The following is a 16,481-nucleotide window of genomic DNA, read 5'->3' as shown; positions in this document are numbered from 1 at the left end:
AGAGGATGATAAAGTGAACGCGATACAAAGCAGACTGGCTGCGCTGGATGCTTACAAGCCCGAGCCGTACGCGCCGGACGATCTCGATTCGTTTTGGCGGTATACGCTTGACGAATTTGCGGACAAGCCGCTTAACGGCACGAGAACGCTGGCGGAGCCGTTGTTTCCGTGGATGGACGTATACGATGTCCGGTACGAAGGCTTCGACGATACGCCAATCGCGGGCTGGTTTTTGCTGCCGCGCATGGAGCGGGGGCGTCAGGTGCCGTGCATCGTCACGTATCACGGTTATACGGGCGGCCGGGGATACCCTGAGCGGTATGCGCATTGGCTGCTGATGGGATATGCCGTGTTCGCGGTTGATGTCCGCGGGCAGAAGGGCCATACAGGCAACCGGCTGGCAAGTCCGCACGGCATGGCCAAAGGCTGGGTCAGCCAAGGCATTCTCGATAAAACGGGCAGCTATTACCGGGCCGTCGCGATCGACAGCGTCAAAGCGGTCGAATGGGCGGCCATGCAGCCGGAAGTCGATCCGGGGCGGATCGTCGTGGAAGGAGCGAGCCAGGGCGGAGGCATTGCCCTGCTGACGGCTGCGCTTAGCGGTAAGCCGAAGCTGGCGGTCGCGGGCGTACCGAACCTATGCCATATGGATTTCGGCATACTGAACTCGACCGGCTCGCTGACCGAGCTGGCCGATTTTGTGAACGAGTTTCCGGACAAGCTCGATGCCGTGCTGCATACGCTCGGCTATTTCGATCTGCTGAACCTGGCGCCGCGCATCCGCATCCCGGTTTTGGTTACCGTAGGTCTCAAGGATACGGTGTGTATGCCGGAAACGATATACGCCGCTTACAACCGGATGACTTGCGACAAAGAAATATATCCGTTTCCGTTTATGGGGCATGAGCACGCCGGCTCGCGCGTAAGGTTAACGATCGATTTCGTGCGTCGGAAGCTGGGAGAAGCCGCAGTACATACGGATGCATGACGTAAAAAGAGAAACGAGAGCCGCGCGGCCGCCAAGAGAAGCGCGGCTTTTCGTGCGTTTGACGCCCCTCCGCTTCGGCGTTCCGCAGAAAAACCGAGAACCGAATATGAGGTTATGCGATCTAATCTGTGTAGGGTAACAAGAACAGAAAGCGAGGGCGGGCCGTGGAGGAACAGTGGACAAAGCACGTTCGCCGAGCGCAAAAAGGAAGCCATGACGATTTCGTGCAGCTGATATGCATGTGCGAAGGGACGATGTACCGCGTCGCCAAATCGATCATGCGCACGGAAAACGAATGCGCGGACGCCATGCAGGAGGCGATCGCAAAAGCGTACAAATCGATCCGGGCGCTGAACGAGCCGAAATATTTCAAAACGTGGCTGATCCGGATTTTAATCAACGAATGCCGGAAAATGAAACAATTACGCAAACGCGTCATACCCGTTGCGGAAATCGGGCAGCCCTCCTACGATCCCGAGCTGGCGGAGTCGTTCGCGCTGGCCGAAGCGGTACGGCATCTGGATGAGGAGCTTCGCGTCCTCGTGCAGCTGTATTACGTGGAGGACCTGCCTCTGAAGGATGTGGCCGCCCTGCTTGGCCAACCGGAAGGCACCGTCAAGTCCCGTCTCGCGAGAGCGCGGGAGAAGCTGGCCCGCGAGCTCGATCCGGCCTATGGAAAGGAGAGTCTGCTATGAACGACGACCAGATCGATGCGTATGTCAAAGATCGATTAAAAGCCTCGAAAGCGGAAGTTCCGGGCTGGATTCGCCTGCGAACGGAACAAACCTTGTCGGAACTTCGTCGCAAGCGAAGCAGGCGGCGCGCGATCGGTTACGTAGCGGCAGCGTTATTGGCCGTGGCGGGAGTCGGCGGTGCGGGCTGGGCCCATCCCGGCTTGGCCGAGGCTTTCCGCAGCCTTCCTTTCGTGAATTCGATCTTTCAGCATGCGGGGGACTTAACGACCCGCCAGGCGAGCGAGCGGGGACAGACGTCGATGGTGAACGTGTCCGCCGAGCATAAGGGGATTCGTTTGACGATTCGGGAAGTGTTGTACGACGGAGGCAGACTTTCGTTCGGGTACTCGCTGGAGGCGGGGGGCGATCTGCTGCCCGTTCGTCCGACATTGCTCGTGAACGGCAGTGAGATGCACTACCGCCTGCTGGACGTGCGCAGCGAGACGCTGGACGGAAGCGTCATCGGCGTTATGGACCTGCTCCCGGAAAAGCCGTTTCCCGATTCGTTCCGGCTGACGATCAAGTACGATACGATGATCGATAGAGCCGGAGGCGGTGAAGGCTCGCCGCTCAAGCTGGTCAAGGGCAATTGGACGTTCCGCCTTCACGTGACAAAGACGGCCACCGCGGCGCGGCACTTTGAAATCAACGGAGCGGAAGCCGTCGACGGGGAACGGCGGCTGATCGTCAACCAGGTAAGTCTGACCTCGGAAGAAACGCTGATCGATTTTGATACTTGGGGGATCTGGCCGGTCGATTACGGTCTGATCCGGCCATTCGAAGTGCTCGACGACAGCGGCGTGCCGTTGCAAATATGGGGATCGGGCCGCGGCACGGACGGACCCGATCGCGCGAAATTGAAGCAGCGGCTTACCCTGATGCCGCTCGGGGAAATTCCGCCGTTTTTGATTTTGCGCTCGTATGCCGGCGATGCCGGGTCTCCTTCTGGTCAAGCCGGGACTACTGTACAGAGGCACGATGCGGCCAAGCTCCCCGTTACTTTATCGCAGGGGAAGGCGGGCAGCGTGACCGTCGCGTGGACCGAGTTCGCCAAGGACAAAACGACCGTGTACTATTATGTTCACGGCGAGCATCCGTTTGCGCAGGCATGGGAGTTTTGGCTGGAGAACGATGCCGGCGCTGTGCAGAGAGGTTCTCCCGTATTGATCGACCGCAGGAAGCTTTTGTTCGCGATGGATTTTCCGCCGATGGGCGAGCATGTTTCCTATGTCGCGAGAGAGGTTGCAACGCCGGCAGCCGATCCTGCGATTGAAGTCAAAATCCCGCTTCGCTAAACCGCCGGTCATCTGCCTGGCAAGCAAAAAGAAACGGTTTGTGCGGGAAAGCTCCCGCACTTCCGTTCCTTTGCACATGGCCGCCCGTTACAGCATGCGGTCAAAAAAGTCCAGCACTTCCTTGCGCATCTCCGGCGTTTCTTCGTGCGCCACATCGTAGCGCAGCAGCTTCCAATAGTCGGAGGCGCCGATGGAGCGGTACACCTGATTCAGCTCCTGCTCGACTTTATCCAGCCCCAAGACGGGTGTGAGCGGATCGTGTACGCCTGCCACGCTTAAGTGAGGCCGAGGTGCGATGAGAGCGTTAATTTGCGCCGTGCTGTAATGGGTAAGCAGATCCGGTATGTAGTAAAAAATGCCGTGGCGGTCGAGACCGCCTTCCTTCATCAGCGTGTGAAAATCGGTCAAGCAGCAAATGTCCGCGACCGCCCGGATGCGCGTATCGAGAGCGCCGAGCCACCAGGCCATCGTGCTGCCCATCGACATGCCGACCGTGCCGATCCGTCCGGTATCGAGCTCCGGCCGCGTACAGGCGTAATCGACGGCCCGGATCGCGTCGTACAGCATCATGCCGAGCATCGAGCGGCCTTGCCACAGCATTTCCTTGAAGACGGACAATTCGCTTCGACCGCTTCGTTCGCCGAATACGTAAGCGTCGATCGCCAGCACCGCATATCCTCGTTCGGTCAGCGCTTCCCCATATGCGTGCTGCTGCATATACGGGGCAGGCTTAAGCAGCTCTTCCTTGCCGACTCCGTAAAACCCGCCGTGCGAATGGTGGTACACGATAAGCGGCGGCTTGCGTCCGCCTCTCGGCTGTTTCGGGAGCAGCAAATAGGCGGGGACCGGTTCGATCCCGTTCAGGTCGAGCGACAGCTTCTCGAGTATAAACGTTCCCCGGTCTTCCGTTTTTACCGTTTCCGCCGAAATCGGCCGGTTGCGCGCCGGAAGTCGGCCCAGCAGCGAATAGAGCTTATTGCGGGATGCCCGCTGATCTTCCAGAAATGGCTCCAGTGCATCGGTATTCATCGTTCTCCCCCCCCTCCACGCTCTATTGTAACATATGTCTTTTTCTGCGAAAAATCAGGTATAATGGGACGTGATAGAAAAACGATGCGGAAACCGGACAGGAGGATCCTATTCTTGAGAATCAAAATCTGTTTGTCCGTTGACGGGCAAGAAATGAAAGAGGATGTCGTCGAAATCGAAGACGACAAGCTGGCGGAGCTGACCGAGGAAGAGGTGGCCGCCGCCGCCGAAGCGGTCGTGCGCAGCTGGGCCGACCGTAAGCTGAGCATCGCCTGGGAGGTGGAGCAGCCGGAATAACGGCTGCCCCGCCTTTTTTTGTGCAGGTTGTCGGTGCAAACGCAGCGCAGCGGGTGCTCTTTATGAAGCTGCGCCACAGCATCCTACACGTCTTGTAACAATAACCAAAAATTTACACGTAAATTTATTCTATAAAATGTTTTTATAGAGTTATCGATTGTCCGCGCTGTGTATAACTTTATTCACATAATTCGACCTGACACTTAGACAGCTTTTGACAGTTGTCAACATAGTACCCACAAGATATCCACATAATTGTGTGGACAAGGGCCCGGTTGTCCACCATAGATTGCCATGATACCATATAGAAAAATAGTTACAAAGTAAGGTGATGCAGATGAAATCACTCAGTAACGAGGCGCTCATCGATACGTACTACAAGGCGATCGATCTGAAGCTGGACCGGGATTTTGTCACACTGCTTCTGGCGGAAATCAAAAGACGCAAATTAAACATAAAATACTATGAAGCTCAGGCCAACTGAGCTTTTTTGTTTGCTCTTAAGGAGGGCATTTGACGCTGCGTCAATGTTTACGGGGAGGCACTGGGAGTATGCGAATCAAAGAAGCGGCAGCCAGGCTGGGCCTATCGCCGAGAGCGATCCGGTTCTATGAAGAAAAGGGACTTATCGCGCCGGCGAAGGAGAGAAGCAGCCAGTACCGCACGTTCGACGAGGACGATGTGCGGCGGCTGCAAACGATCGTCGCGCTCCGGGAGGCCGGGCTCGGCATCGACGATATTCAAAAGGCGCTGCCGGCCGGCGGCAAGGACGACGGCGGAGCCGCCGGAGAGGTGGCCCGCCATCTGGAGCTGAGGCGTTCCGAGATGGTATCGGCATGGGTCGAGCTGAAGCGGATGATCGAAACGGTGGACGGGATGCTCGCTATGCTCGCGAGCGAGCAGGCGCTGCCGACGGACGCGATGTTTCGGCTGGCGCAGGAAGCAAGAGACGTTCGCGAGCTGCGGAGCTCGTGGCAGGACGTATGGGATTACGACGGGCTGGCCGAAACCCATGACGACCGGGTGGCCGAAAGCTCGGGAGAATATACGGCATACGCCGAGGCGCTCGGCTTGATCGTCTCGTGGATAGCGGCCGCGCCGGGCGAGGAAGGGCTCGATCTGGGGACGGGAACCGGCAATTTGGCGGGCATGCTCCTGCGTCAAGGGGCTAAGATGGCGGGAGTGGATCAATCTCTTGCGATGCTTCAGCGGTGCAGGGCGAAATTTCCCGAGATCGAAACGAAGGTCGGCAATCTGCTCGCGATTCCATATACCGCCGGAAAATTCGATTTCGTCGTATCCAGCTTCGCCCTCCAGCATTTGTCCGCAGGGCAGCTGCGGCTAGCGCTGGAGGAAATGTTACGCGTGCTGAAGCCGCGAGGGCGTATCTGCATCGCCGATCTGATGACAAGCGGCGATCGCGTGCGGGAGCAGTTGGCGGAAGCTTTCCCCGGGCATAAGCCGCTTGCCGCTTTAGCGGAGCTGTCCGGCTATTTCGAGCGGCGAGGCTATGTGGTCAAAATCAGGCGTATTCACGGGCTGCTGCACGTCGTGTACGCAGTCCCGATCCGCTAGGGCGGAAACGATCACAGAGATAGAGGTTGACCTTCACGCAGCGTCACCGTTTACGATGGGGACGAATAAGGCGCTTCCGAACATTACCGTCTGTAGTTCAGCGGTATTTGATGTCGGAAAACCGCCTAAGCGAAGGAGGCTAACCTATGCCAAACCATGAACGAATTTACAAGGAACATGCCGAGACTTACGAACAACTCATCTCGAGACAGCAGTCTCTGGAGCTTCATCTCGATGCGATCCGTCCGTATGACGGCCTCGATGTCGTCGATCTCGGAGCGGGGACAGGGAGGCTGGCGGCGCTTATGGTGCAAAGGGCGAGATCGGTCGTCGCCCTCGACTCGTCGCCGGCGATGCTGGACGTGCTGGCCGAGCGGCTGAGGACTGCCGCCGGCGACGGCCTGGCTAACTGGCGTACCGCGGTAGCCGATCATCGCAACTTGCCGCTCGCGGGTCGGAGCGCGGACATGATCGTCGCCGGCTGGACGCTCTGCTATTTGGCGAACAGCGGCGTTCGGGACGCGAAGCGCAACCTCGGCCTCATGATCGCCGAGATGAAGCGGGTGCTGCGGCCGGGCGGAACGATCGTCATTTTCGAAACGATGGGTACGGGCACGGAAGTGCCGAACCCGCCCGGCTTTTTGCTGCCGTATTATGCGCGGCTTACGGACGAATACCGGTTCTCGCATACGTGGATTCGGACCGATTACGAGTTTGACAGCGTGGAGCAGGCGGCAGAGCTGGCCGGCTTTTTCTTCGGAGAGGAGCTGGCGGAGCGCGTCCGAACGAACGGCTGGTCGCGGCTGCCCGAATGCGCCGGAATCTGGTGGCTGCACGTATAACGCTGGTCCGGTGACATGCGGTAACGCGGTTGCCCGGACCGGGCCTTTCACCTCCAATGATTGGAGGTTTTTTTGCTTGGTCTTGGCTAATCTTTTGTGAGTTTTTTGAGAGGGGAAGATGCTATAGTAGAAGGATGAGACGCCGGGATTCATAGGAAGGGGAGCATGTGTGAACAAGGAGCACTACCGCAGGCTGATCGGGATCGGCTTGATTTTTGCAATATCCATTGCGCTGTTTTATGGGATTTATTCGGAGTCGATACCGAATAACGGCCCGGTTGCCCATAAGGGCGTGCTCGATTTGTCGGGATGGGATTTTGATCGTGAGGGACTCGTGAAGCTGGACGGGGAGTGGGAATTTTACGAAGGCAAGCTGCTGGAGCCCGCCGATTTTAACCAAGATATGCGCCGCGAAGCGGCATACTTTCAGGTGCCGGGCACCTGGAAAGGCAAGATCGCCGGAGGCGGCATGGACCGTAAGGGCTTCGGCACGTACCGGCTGAAGATCATCGTTCCGGCTGCGGACGAAGTGTTCGGTCTGAAAATGAGAAGCGTGCGCATGGCGAACCGGCTATATATAAACGGCAAGCCGGAAGGCGAAAGCGGGCGGCCGACTTCGATCGCGGAGACGTTTCGTGCGGGGAATACGCCGTACATCACTTTTTTTCATACGAATACCCGCGAGATCGATATCGTGATCCAGGTAGCCAACCACGTATTCGTGACGGGAGGCATCGTCAATTCGATCCCGTTCGGACAACATTCGGATATGACGAGGATGAACGCGATTCAGCTCGGTACCGATATTGCGATGATTCTCGTTCTCGGCATGTTCGGCTCCTACCATCTTTGCCTGTATTGGATCGGCAGGCGGGAGAAAACGTACGTCCTCAGCGGACTTTATCTGCTGATCCTTATTGTGCAAAAATCGCTTTACGGCGAGAAAATTTTGCAGCGGATGCTGCCGGATCTCCCGTTCGAGCTCGCCTACAAGCTGCTTGATATTAGCGAATTTTCCAGCGCGGTGCTGATTATTATATTTTTCTGCTCCGTCGACGCAAGGCTGATGTCGGTCCGGACGATGAAGCGGGTGCTGGCCCCGCTGATCCTGTACATCGCCGCCGTTCTGACGATGCCGTACCGGATACACATCAGCGTCAAATATTTGTTTTTTCTGTACCTTGGCGTTGCGATCGTCTACATGATCGGCAAGATGCTGTATTTGTATGCCAAAAGCCGGGGGCAAACGTCTAAGCGCAGGGAGCAACTGCTGTTTATCGGCGGCATCGTGTCGCTCCTCGTGTTTCTTGTGGACGGAAGCCTGTATGCGGAAAACATCGTGCCGACCGATCTGGTAGGGAAGATCGGGGTGATCAGCTTCATCATTTTCATGAATATTTTGCTTGCGGTCCGGTTCTCGAACGCTTACGAGCACGCGGAGAAGCTGACGCACCAGCTGACGGTTTCGAACCAGCTCAAGGATGAGTTTTTGACGAACACGTCCCACGAAATCAAAACGCCGCTGCACGGCATTATGAATATGACCTCGCATTTGCTTGAGGACGAGGACGGCAATCTGACCGCGAAGCAAAAGCAAAATCTGTGGCTGGTCAAGGACACGGCGACGAAGCTGTCGATGCTGATCCGCGATCTCATCGATGTCACCCGCCTGAAGCGCGGCGATCTGCGTCTGACGCAAGCGGTCGTCGATGTGAGGGTGGCGGCGCAAATCGTATGCGACGTGCTGCAATTCGAGCTTGCGGGCAAGCCGGTCCGGCTCGTTAACCAGGTACAATCCGATGTATGGGTGCTCGCCGATGAAAACCGGCTGCGCCAGGTGCTGTACAATCTCCTTCACAATGCGATCAAGCATACGGATCAGGGAACGATCAAAGTGATGGCGGGCGCCGAAGGGCAAATCGTCTACATCGTTGTCGAAGATACGGGTACCGGAATCCCGGGAGACAGGCGCGAGTCGATCTTCGAATATTTCGAGCCAACAGACGGCCCGCTTCCGCAGGACGGGTACACCGGCATGGGAGTCGGCCTGTACATCAGCCGCAAGCTGGTTGAACGGATGGGAGGAAACATCCGGGTAGCCTGGTCCGAGCCTGGGAAGGGGACGAGCATGATGTTCTCGCTGCCGGCCGTCGACCGGATACCGGTTTACCGCGAGACGGCTTCCGCGGCCGAGGAGCGGCAGGGAGCTGTTTTCGAGGATGCGTTGGAGGATATCGTCGACAAGCAGGGGGATACGATTCTGATCGTCGATGACGAAGCGTCGAATATCCACAGCTTGTTAAACATGCTGAAGCGGCATCCGTACAATGTGCTTGTCGCCTTCTCGGCTCACGAGGCGATGGGGAAGCTGAAGCAGCATCCGAATGTCGATCTCGTCATTCTTGACGTGATGATGCCGAGAACATCCGGCATCGAGCTGTGCCGATCGCTGCGCAGCCACTACTCCATTCTCGACCTGCCGATCCTGCTGGCGACGGCGAAGGAGGCTTCCCAGGACGTTGCGCTTGGTTTCAGAGCCGGGGCGAACGATTATGTGACCAAGCCGTTCGACGGAGAGACGCTGATCGCCCGAATCCAGACGCTGCTGGCGATGAAAACGTCGATTCGGGAAGCGATCCGCAGCGAGCACGCGTTTCATCAGGCGCAGATCAAGCCGCATTTTTTGTACAACGCGCTGAGCAGCGTCATCTCCTTCTGTTATACGGACGGCGAGAAGGCGGCTTATTTGCTCGCCATGCTCAGTCAATATTTGCGTTACATTCTCGAGATGGACCGCTCCACGCTATTCGTGCCCTTATACCGGGAGCTGGAGCTGGTCGAGGCGTATGTCGAGATCGAGAAGGCCCGCTTCGGCGAACGATTCGATTTCGTATGTCAGGTGGACGAAAGCGTACACCATATCGAGATTCCTTCCTTGTGCATCCAGCCGTTCGTCGAGAACGCGATCCGGCACGGGCTGTTCGAGAAAGAAGGCCGGGGCCGGGTCGAGCTGGCCGTTCGCGAAGGGGAACGTTACATTCAGGTGACGATCGAAGACGACGGCGTTGGTATTCCGGACGATCTGCTGTACCGGTTAACGACGGGCGAGCGGCAAAACGGCGGCGGCATCGGCATTTCCAATATCCGCAAACGTCTGGAAACGATACCGGGGGCGGCTCTGAGCGTCAGCTCCGAGCTGGGACGCGGCACGATCGTCACGATGTATTTGCCGGCGGGTTAAAGGGGAGCGGGAAGGAGAGGCTGGCTATGTTCCAGGCCATTATTGTCGAGGATGAAAAGCCGATTCTGGAATTGATGAAGGTGATTATCGGCCGGAATGCGAATTTCGCCATAGCCGGGGCGTACACGAATCCGCTGGAGGCGCTGGAGCGGCTGTCCGAGCTGAGACCGGATGTCGCCTTTCTGGATGTGGAGATGCCGAAGCTGAACGGACTCGAGCTGGCGCAAAAAATAATAGCGATCTCGGAGCATACGAAAATCGTCTTTACGACCGCCTACAAGCATTATGCGGTCGAGGCGTTTGATGTGTATGCGCTCGATTACATTTTGAAGCCGGTCACCCCGGCCGCGATCGAGCGGGTGGCGGAGCGTCTCGCCAAACCTTATCGCTCGTCCGGCTCCGGCGGGCCGAATGCGGAGCGGGCGAAAATCCAATGCTTCGGCGGTTTCGAGGTTCGAAGCCCGGAAGGGACGCTGATCCGTTTTCCGACGCGCAAAACGGAGGAGCTGTTCGCCTATTTGCTATGCCATCCGAGGCGGGATATTAGCAAATGGCAGCTGGCCGATCTGCTGTGGCCGGATATGACGGAAGAGCGAATATCGCATAATCTGCACAATACGATCTACCGGCTGAAAAAGATGCTGAAAGAGCACGGAATCGGCATGGATATCCACAAGTCGAGCGAGGGCTACATGCTGGATACGGGCCATACGGATTACGACGTGCTGAGTTATGAGAAGCATCCGGTCGCTTTTGCCGAAGGGCAGCCGGATACGGAGCTGGGCGAGCGGCTGATCGCTTTGTACAAGGGGCCGCTGCTGAACGGAAAGCCGTATTTGTGGAAAGTGCCGCTGGAGGAAGCCTACGGGAAGCAGTATACGTTTCTTATGCGCCTGCTTCTGTCCCGGGAAATGGCAAAAGGCGAATGGAACAAGGCCGAGCAGCGGTTAGGGGCGTATTTGTCCCTGTACCCGCTCGACGAGGAGATGAACGGGATGCTGATCGACCTGTACGCGAGCACCGGGGAGAAGGAGAAGGGCATCAGGCATTATAAAAAGTTCGCGGCTTCGTATCGGCGGGAGCTTGGACTGGAGCCGCCAGAGCCGATTAAAGAGCGGGTAGCTTCCTGGTTAGGCTGACGGGCGCGAAGGGAATCGGGAATTGATGGTGAAAGCAGAAAGCAGGGAGAACGGATCTCCCTGCTTTTTTGTGTCGTCTTACGCGCCCGGCCGCGCCGCATCGTCCTCGTCGGGCTTAAAGCTGCGGGCGATGTACATAACCGGCGTCGAGGCGGCCGTAATGACGAATTTGAACACGTACGTAGTAAACAAGATTTGCAGCCACACCGTAAGCGGGAACAGGCCGGCAAAAGCGATCGTGCAGAAAACGAGCGAATCGACCAGCTGGCTCAGCGCCGTGCTGCCGTTCGTCCGAATCCAAAACTGGCCGTACGACGAAAATTTCGTCCGCAAATAGCTGTAAACGCGCACGTCCAAAAATTGGCTGATGAAGTAGGCGCACAAGCTGCCTGCCGCGAGACGGGGCATAAGCCCGAATATCGTTTCCATCGCCTGCTGAGTGCCTTGGGCAAGCTCGTCGCCTTGCGGCTCGAATACAAGCGCCATCTGCATCATGACCGTCGCCGCCAATAAGCTGAAAAAGCCGACCCAGACCGCCTGCTTCGCCGCCTTGGCCCCGTACTTTTCGTTAAGCAGATCGGTAGCCATGTAGATGGACGTATAAATCGTGTTGCCGAGCGTCATGACGATACCGAGCAGCTCGATCGTTTTCGTCACCTGAATGTTGGCGAGCACGGTAGCGAAGGCGATCCACGCGAACAGCCCCTTTTTGCCGAACAGCCGGTAGCAGAGCAGGAACAAGGCGAAATTTACAACTACAAATCCAATACCCCAAATGAAGTTAAACATGCTGTAAGCCTCCATAGTTTTGGTAGCGCGGGATGGTTTCGAACCGCGGCCGGATCCGAGAAACCCGACTGAGACATCATACCAGATTCTCGGAAACGGCGCACGTATTTGCGACTAAACTAAAATCACTTGCATTAAGTGTATTAAGTGATATAATACACTTAGATCATTCGAAACAGTAACAGGCGCTCCTGAGCGCCAAACGGGAGGGACGCCTATGACAGGGCAGCAGGTTGGCTCGCTCCGGTTCCAGATCGATTTCAGCCAACCGCTATACGAGCAAATACTAGATCAGGTGCGAAGTTCTATTGCGAAAGGGGAGATCGGTTTGGGGGACAAAATGCCATCGGTGCGGGAACTTGCGCAGGAGCTGCGGATGAATCCGAATACGGTTATGCGGGCATATCAGGAGCTGGAACGCGACGGACTGACGGAGAAGAGGCGAGGTCAAGGCACTTACGTCACTTCGTCGCCGGAGCGGGTGCAAACGTTTCGTACGGAGCTGGCTTCCCGGTATATCGAAGCGTTTCTGACGCAGATGGAAAGCCTCGGCTTGTCATGGAACGATATCGAACAATATGTGCAGGGCAAGACCGACAAAGAAGGAGGGAGCCAGTCATGACGCAACCGGCAGTCGTATGCGAGAAACTCACGAAGCGTTACGGCAAGAAAAACGCTCTCGACCAATTCGACGTCGTGATCCCGTCCGGCCGGATCGTCGGCATCCTCGGTCCGAACGGCTGCGGCAAGTCGAGCCTGTTCCGCGCCATTACCGGGCTCGTTACGCCGGAGGAAGGCCGGATCGAGGTGCTCGGCGGCGAGCCGGGCTGGAAAACGAACGGCGGCATCGCCTACATGCCCGACCGCGCCCGCTGGTATCCGAACCAGACGGTGCAGACGGCTTTCGAATGGGGGCAATCGTTCCTGCCCGGCTTCTGTAAGGAAGAAGCGATCCGGTTCGCGGAATGGATGGATATCGATCCGGAGATGAAGGTTGCCGGCATGAGCCGGGGCCAGGAAGCGCGGGTTATGCTCATTTTGTGCATGGCGCGCGATGTGCCGCTCGTCATTTTGGACGAACCGTTCGCGGGCATCGATGTCATCTCCCGCGAGGCGATCGTCTCCGGCATTATCGACTATATGGAGAATAGCGCTCAGACGCTGCTGATCAGCACCCACGATATTCAAGAGGTCGAAGGTTTGTTCGACTATACGGTTATGATGAAGCAGGGGCGGGCCCTGTGGTCTGGGGATACGGAGCAGCTTAGGGCGGAGTACGGTTCGCTGCACAACGTATTCCGAACGATGTACAAGAAGGAGTGGACACGGTGACATCATCCGCGACGTTTTGGTCGCTCGTGCGACATGAATTCAAGGGAAAAGGAAATTGGCGGAAAATGGGCCGTTCCCCGGTTTCCAAATGGTGGCGTATCGTTTACTGCGCCCTCGTGCTGGCTGCCGGTATTGCCTTCGCGACTTATTACGCCATCAATAACACACTGCGTCTGGAGTCGATCTGGTTCGCTTCGTTCGGCTTGCCGTATGTGGCCTTTTTCCTTGGCTTCGGCTCGGTGCGGCAGGAATGGGATAACGATACGTACGGCTGGTGGCTGACGCTGCCTTATCCGCGGACGTGGCTGCTTGGAGCCAAATGGCTGGCCGGCTTGCTGCGGGCGCTGGTCATCTGGGCGTGCGTGCTTGTGTTTGCCGGCTTGTACGCATCCATCATAGCGATTGTGCTCGAACACTATACGTTTGCAGATGTGCGCACGTTCATGGTGGCCGGTTTCAGCTGGTTCGGCATCGTTTTCGGTATCACGCCTCTTCTGATCGCCTGCGGGGCGTTTACCGCTACTGCGAAATATACGGCCATAAGCCCGCTGTCTCCGATTATCTGGGTGGTTTTCATGGTAGGCGGAGGAAGTATGTTCTCGTATCTGCCTACGCTGGTCGGGGTGAAGGAGTGGTATGACGATTGGAGCGGCAGCATGGGCCTTCTGTACACCCACCCATGGAACATGGCGGCCGTCATGATAGTCTGCTGGCTGATCGCCGCTGCGATCGTCCGCTTGTGCGCTTATTTAATGGAACGGAAGCTGCGCATATAACCAATCATTTTCTTAACGGGAAGGGGTAGTGTGATGGAAACGTTGGAATTGAAACGGCCGCTTGACATGTCCGGCAAGGAAGAAACGGTACTCGAAGTAGCGGGACTGCGCAAGCTGTACGGCAAAAAGCAAGCGCTGAAGGACGTTACGTTTTCGCTGAAGGCGGGCACCTCATTCGGCTTTCTCGGGCCAAACGGGGCGGGCAAGTCGACGACGATGAAAATATTGACCGGCATCGTCAAGGCCGACAGCGGTCATGTGAAGCTGTTCGGACAAGATATTACGAACGATACTGATGCGGTAGCCCGTTTTGTGGGGTACGTACCTCAGGATATTACGCTGTATGAAAAGCTGAGCGCCTACGATAATCTCGTCTTTTTCGGCGAAGCGTATGGCGTCCGGGGCATCGACCTGAAGCATCGCATCCGCGAAGTACTGGAGAAAACCGGTCTGACCGACCGGGCGAATGATGCGGTCGAAACGTTCTCCGGCGGCATGAAGCGCAGAATCAATATCGCCGCGGCGCTGCTGCATCGTCCGAAGCTGCTTATTCTGGACGAACCGACCGTTGGCATCGATCCGCAGTCGAGAAATCATATATTCGAGATGATCCGCGAGCTGAACGACGACGGCGTCACGATCATTTATTCGACCCACTACATGGAGGAGGTCGAAGTGCTCTGCGATCAGGTTGCCATCATGGACCAGGGGTCAGTCAAGGCGATGGGGCCTCTGGGCGAGCTGCTGGAGACGTATGGGCGCAAGGCGATTTATGTGGAAGTTGCAGGCTTGACCGAGCTGCCTCGTTTGCCGGGTGTCGGCAAAGTGTCGAAGGAGGGCTCGGGCTGGGTGCTCGAAACAGCAAAGGTCGGCGAAGTGATGCAGCAATTGCTGCAAGCGGCCTCGCTTCACCGCTGGGACGTCAAGCAGCTTGAAGTGGTACGGCCGTCGCTGGAAAACGTCTTTTTGACCGTTACGGGTACCGCCTTGCGGGATTAGACGAATCAGTACGATTACAAGGAGGAGTACACCCTATGATGGCGATTATCGTAAAGGAACTCAAGCTGATCCGAAAAGACAAGCGCAGCTTTTTTTTCCTGCTGCTCATGCCGATTTTGTTCATCGTCATGTTCGGCTCCGTATTCGGCAATACGGGCAATTCCGATAGCATAACGCTGCAAGTGGTCGATCAGGACGGAACGGAAGCTTCGGGAGTTTTCCTGAAGCAGGCGGGAACGATACTAACTGTCAAAGAGTCCCCGGCAGTCGAGCTGGACAGCCAGATCGATAAAATTAAGCGGGGCCAGCTCGCCGCTGTGCTCGTCATTCCGTCCGGGTTCGAAACGGCAATGAAACAAGGCAAGCCCGCCGATGTGAAGCTGTATCAAGATCCGGCGGCCGGGGCGCAGCTCGCTCCGATCAGCGCGATTCTAGGCAGCATCTCGAATCAATACCGCGAGAAAAAGCTGGAAAGCACGCTGATCGGCATCGGCCAAACGAAAACTCAGGCGGAACAAACGCTTGCCTCGCCGATTCGCGTCGAGAACGTATCGACGTCTTCGGACCACTTCGACTATATTTCCCAGGTTGTGCCGGGTATGACCGTCATGTTCGTTTTCTTCATCATGATCACGATGTCGCGCCGGTTTTTCGACGAGAAGAAGACCGGACTGCTGTCGCGTATCCGCAGCACGAACATTAAACCGCTGGCCTATCTGGTCGGCATGTGGGTCCCGTTCGCGCTGACGGTTATCGCGCAGTGCGCCATCCTGTTTACGTTCGGCCATTTCGTCTACAATCTGAGCCTTGGCGATCTGTCGGCGCTCTCGCTCATCGTACTCGCTCTCAGCATAGCCGGAACCGGGATCGGCCTCGGGCTGTCGTTCATCGTCCCGGGCGAAGGGGCTGCCATGGTAATCACGCAGCTTATCTCGATGGGCGGAGCGATGCTCGGCGGCTTGTGGGTGCCGTCGTACCTGATGCCCCAGATCGTGCAAACGATCGGTCATTTCACGCCGCAGTATTGGGCGCAGCATTCGCTCGTCGACGTCATCGCCCATCACGCCCATACCGCCGATGTGCTCGGAGCCGTTCTCGTTCTGCTCGCATTCGGCCTTGCCGGCCTTGCCGTAGCGTTCTTCCGTTTGCCCGGCTTCATGCGATCGGCGGCGAGCTGAACGGGCGGATCGGCGTTATGCGCGAATTTCGTCAAGCGGCAGCATGTCCGTATAGCCGCAGCGGGAGCAGTAGGCTTGGTGGATGCACGAGTGACCGGCCCAGTCCGAATAACCGTTCGTCAGCGTACCGGCTTCGATCGGCCCGTACGGGGCATAAGGCCCGGTGTAGTCCTCCAGCCGTCCGCCGTCGCTCATCCGTCCGCCACACTTCGGACAGCTTCGGTCAAGCGCACTCATGCCGTTGCAATAGGTGCATATGTAGGACAT

Annotated in this window: 17 protein-coding genes; 14 read left to right on the top strand and 3 right to left on the bottom strand. The window is 57.1% G+C overall.

Annotated elements, in window-relative coordinates; genetic code table 11:
• Positions 1-13: 13 nt before the first annotated feature.
• The 3 genes from D7M11_RS19435 (at position 14) to D7M11_RS19425 (ending at position 3,017) form a co-directional block, all read left to right on the top strand.
• Positions 14-988: an acetylxylan esterase gene (locus tag D7M11_RS19435; protein WP_240041211.1), complete on the top strand. Its 975-nt coding sequence runs from the start codon at positions 14-16 to the stop codon at positions 986-988.
• A gap of 164 nt (positions 989-1,152) precedes the next feature.
• The gene (locus D7M11_RS19430; RefSeq protein WP_120748911.1) at positions 1,153-1,683 is read left to right on the top strand and encodes a sigma-70 family RNA polymerase sigma factor; all 531 of its coding nucleotides are present in this window, start codon (positions 1,153-1,155) and stop codon (positions 1,681-1,683) included.
• Positions 1,680-3,017, top strand: coding sequence for a DUF4179 domain-containing protein (locus D7M11_RS19425; protein ID WP_120748910.1), 1,338 nt, complete (start codon positions 1,680-1,682; stop codon positions 3,015-3,017). The genes D7M11_RS19430 and D7M11_RS19425 overlap by 4 nt, the downstream gene beginning before the upstream one ends.
• Positions 3,018-3,104: 87 nt before the next feature.
• Here the strand turns inward: D7M11_RS19425 and D7M11_RS19420 are convergent, their stop codons facing one another.
• Entirely contained in the window at positions 3,105-4,046 is a 942-nt protein-coding gene (locus D7M11_RS19420; protein WP_120748909.1) for a dienelactone hydrolase family protein, read from the bottom strand.
• Between the two features lie 114 nt (positions 4,047-4,160).
• Between D7M11_RS19420 and D7M11_RS19415 the strand changes: the two genes are divergently transcribed.
• The 6 genes from D7M11_RS19415 to D7M11_RS19390 all read left to right on the top strand — a co-directional run bounded on the left by D7M11_RS19415 (position 4,161) and on the right by D7M11_RS19390 (position 11,140).
• The gene (locus tag D7M11_RS19415; RefSeq protein WP_120748908.1) at positions 4,161-4,343 is read left to right on the top strand and encodes a hypothetical protein; all 183 of its coding nucleotides are present in this window, start codon (positions 4,161-4,163) and stop codon (positions 4,341-4,343) included.
• A gap of 337 nt (positions 4,344-4,680) precedes the next feature.
• Entirely contained in the window at positions 4,681-4,827 is a 147-nt protein-coding gene (gene sda / locus D7M11_RS19410) for a sporulation histidine kinase inhibitor Sda (RefSeq protein ID WP_120748907.1), read from the top strand.
• 68 nt (positions 4,828-4,895) lie between these two features.
• Positions 4,896-5,918 carry a MerR family transcriptional regulator gene (locus D7M11_RS19405; RefSeq protein ID WP_120748906.1) on the top strand — a complete coding sequence of 341 codons (1,023 nt, stop codon included), beginning with the start codon at positions 4,896-4,898 and terminating at the stop codon, positions 5,916-5,918.
• 146 nt (positions 5,919-6,064) lie between these two features.
• Positions 6,065-6,760 (top strand): class I SAM-dependent methyltransferase, encoded by a 696-nt coding sequence (locus D7M11_RS19400; protein ID WP_120748905.1) that lies wholly within the window; start codon positions 6,065-6,067, stop codon positions 6,758-6,760.
• A 169-nt stretch (positions 6,761-6,929) separates the two neighbouring features.
• The gene (locus tag D7M11_RS19395) at positions 6,930-10,001 is read left to right on the top strand and encodes a hybrid sensor histidine kinase/response regulator (protein ID WP_240041210.1); all 3,072 of its coding nucleotides are present in this window, start codon (positions 6,930-6,932) and stop codon (positions 9,999-10,001) included.
• Between the two features lie 26 nt (positions 10,002-10,027).
• A complete protein-coding gene (locus tag D7M11_RS19390) occupies positions 10,028-11,140 on the top strand; it encodes a response regulator (protein WP_120748903.1) in 1,113 nt (370 codons plus the stop codon).
• A gap of 78 nt (positions 11,141-11,218) precedes the next feature.
• Here the strand turns inward: D7M11_RS19390 and D7M11_RS19385 are convergent, their stop codons facing one another.
• Positions 11,219-11,929 (bottom strand): queuosine precursor transporter, encoded by a 711-nt coding sequence (locus tag D7M11_RS19385; RefSeq protein ID WP_120748902.1) that lies wholly within the window; start codon positions 11,927-11,929, stop codon positions 11,219-11,221.
• Between the two features lie 217 nt (positions 11,930-12,146).
• Here D7M11_RS19385 and D7M11_RS19380 point away from each other — a divergent pair, with 217 nt between their 5' ends.
• From D7M11_RS19380 to D7M11_RS19360, 5 genes are read left to right on the top strand one after another with little or no spacing between them, the layout of a single operon-like run.
• Positions 12,147-12,551, top strand: a complete 405-nt coding sequence (locus D7M11_RS19380; protein ID WP_120748901.1) for a GntR family transcriptional regulator — start codon at positions 12,147-12,149, stop codon at positions 12,549-12,551.
• A complete protein-coding gene (locus tag D7M11_RS19375) occupies positions 12,548-13,261 on the top strand; it encodes an ATP-binding cassette domain-containing protein (RefSeq protein WP_120748900.1) in 714 nt (237 codons plus the stop codon). Before D7M11_RS19380 ends, D7M11_RS19375 begins: the two co-directional genes overlap by 4 nt.
• Positions 13,258-14,037, top strand: coding sequence for an ABC transporter permease subunit (locus D7M11_RS19370; RefSeq protein ID WP_120748899.1), 780 nt, complete (start codon positions 13,258-13,260; stop codon positions 14,035-14,037). The genes D7M11_RS19375 and D7M11_RS19370 overlap by 4 nt, the downstream gene beginning before the upstream one ends.
• Before the next feature lie 33 nt (positions 14,038-14,070).
• A complete protein-coding gene (locus tag D7M11_RS19365) occupies positions 14,071-15,036 on the top strand; it encodes an ABC transporter ATP-binding protein (protein ID WP_240041221.1) in 966 nt (321 codons plus the stop codon).
• Between the two features lie 35 nt (positions 15,037-15,071).
• Positions 15,072-16,214 (top strand): ABC transporter permease, encoded by a 1,143-nt coding sequence (locus D7M11_RS19360; RefSeq protein ID WP_120748898.1) that lies wholly within the window; start codon positions 15,072-15,074, stop codon positions 16,212-16,214.
• Positions 16,215-16,229: 15 nt separating this feature from the next.
• Here D7M11_RS19360 and D7M11_RS19355 read toward each other — a convergent pair whose 3' ends face one another.
• Positions 16,230-16,481, bottom strand: coding sequence for a hypothetical protein (locus D7M11_RS19355; protein ID WP_120748897.1), 252 nt, complete (start codon positions 16,479-16,481; stop codon positions 16,230-16,232).

The organism is Paenibacillus ginsengarvi (genome assembly GCF_003626695.1).
Classification (GTDB): domain Bacteria; phylum Bacillota; class Bacilli; order Paenibacillales; family NBRC-103111; genus Paenibacillus_AB; species Paenibacillus_AB ginsengarvi.
Note: the sequence above shows the minus strand (reverse complement) of the source record. Positions and strands in the feature narration are given on the sequence as shown.

Bases quoted from the DNA above. Each gene is read 5' to 3' on its own strand.
- D7M11_RS19425 (WP_120748910.1), top strand. From the start codon at position 1,680: ATGAACGACGACCAGATCGATGCGTATGTCAAAGATCGATTAAAAGCC.
- D7M11_RS19420 (WP_120748909.1), bottom strand. From the start codon at position 4,046: ATGAATACCGATGCACTGGAGCCATTTCTGGAAGATCAGCGGGCATCC.
- sda (WP_120748907.1), top strand. From the start codon at position 4,681: ATGAAATCACTCAGTAACGAGGCGCTCATCGATACGTACTACAAGGCG.
- D7M11_RS19405 (WP_120748906.1), top strand. From the start codon at position 4,896: ATGCGAATCAAAGAAGCGGCAGCCAGGCTGGGCCTATCGCCGAGAGCG.
- D7M11_RS19400 (WP_120748905.1), top strand. From the start codon at position 6,065: ATGCCAAACCATGAACGAATTTACAAGGAACATGCCGAGACTTACGAA.
- D7M11_RS19390 (WP_120748903.1), top strand. From the start codon at position 10,028: ATGTTCCAGGCCATTATTGTCGAGGATGAAAAGCCGATTCTGGAATTG.
- D7M11_RS19385 (WP_120748902.1), bottom strand. From the start codon at position 11,929: ATGTTTAACTTCATTTGGGGTATTGGATTTGTAGTTGTAAATTTCGCC.
- D7M11_RS19380 (WP_120748901.1), top strand. From the start codon at position 12,147: ATGACAGGGCAGCAGGTTGGCTCGCTCCGGTTCCAGATCGATTTCAGC.
- D7M11_RS19375 (WP_120748900.1), top strand. From the start codon at position 12,548: ATGACGCAACCGGCAGTCGTATGCGAGAAACTCACGAAGCGTTACGGC.
- D7M11_RS19365 (WP_240041221.1), top strand. From the start codon at position 14,071: ATGGAAACGTTGGAATTGAAACGGCCGCTTGACATGTCCGGCAAGGAA.
- D7M11_RS19360 (WP_120748898.1), top strand. From the start codon at position 15,072: ATGATGGCGATTATCGTAAAGGAACTCAAGCTGATCCGAAAAGACAAG.
- D7M11_RS19355 (WP_120748897.1), bottom strand. From the start codon at position 16,481: ATGTCCTACATATGCACCTATTGCAACGGCATGAGTGCGCTTGACCGA.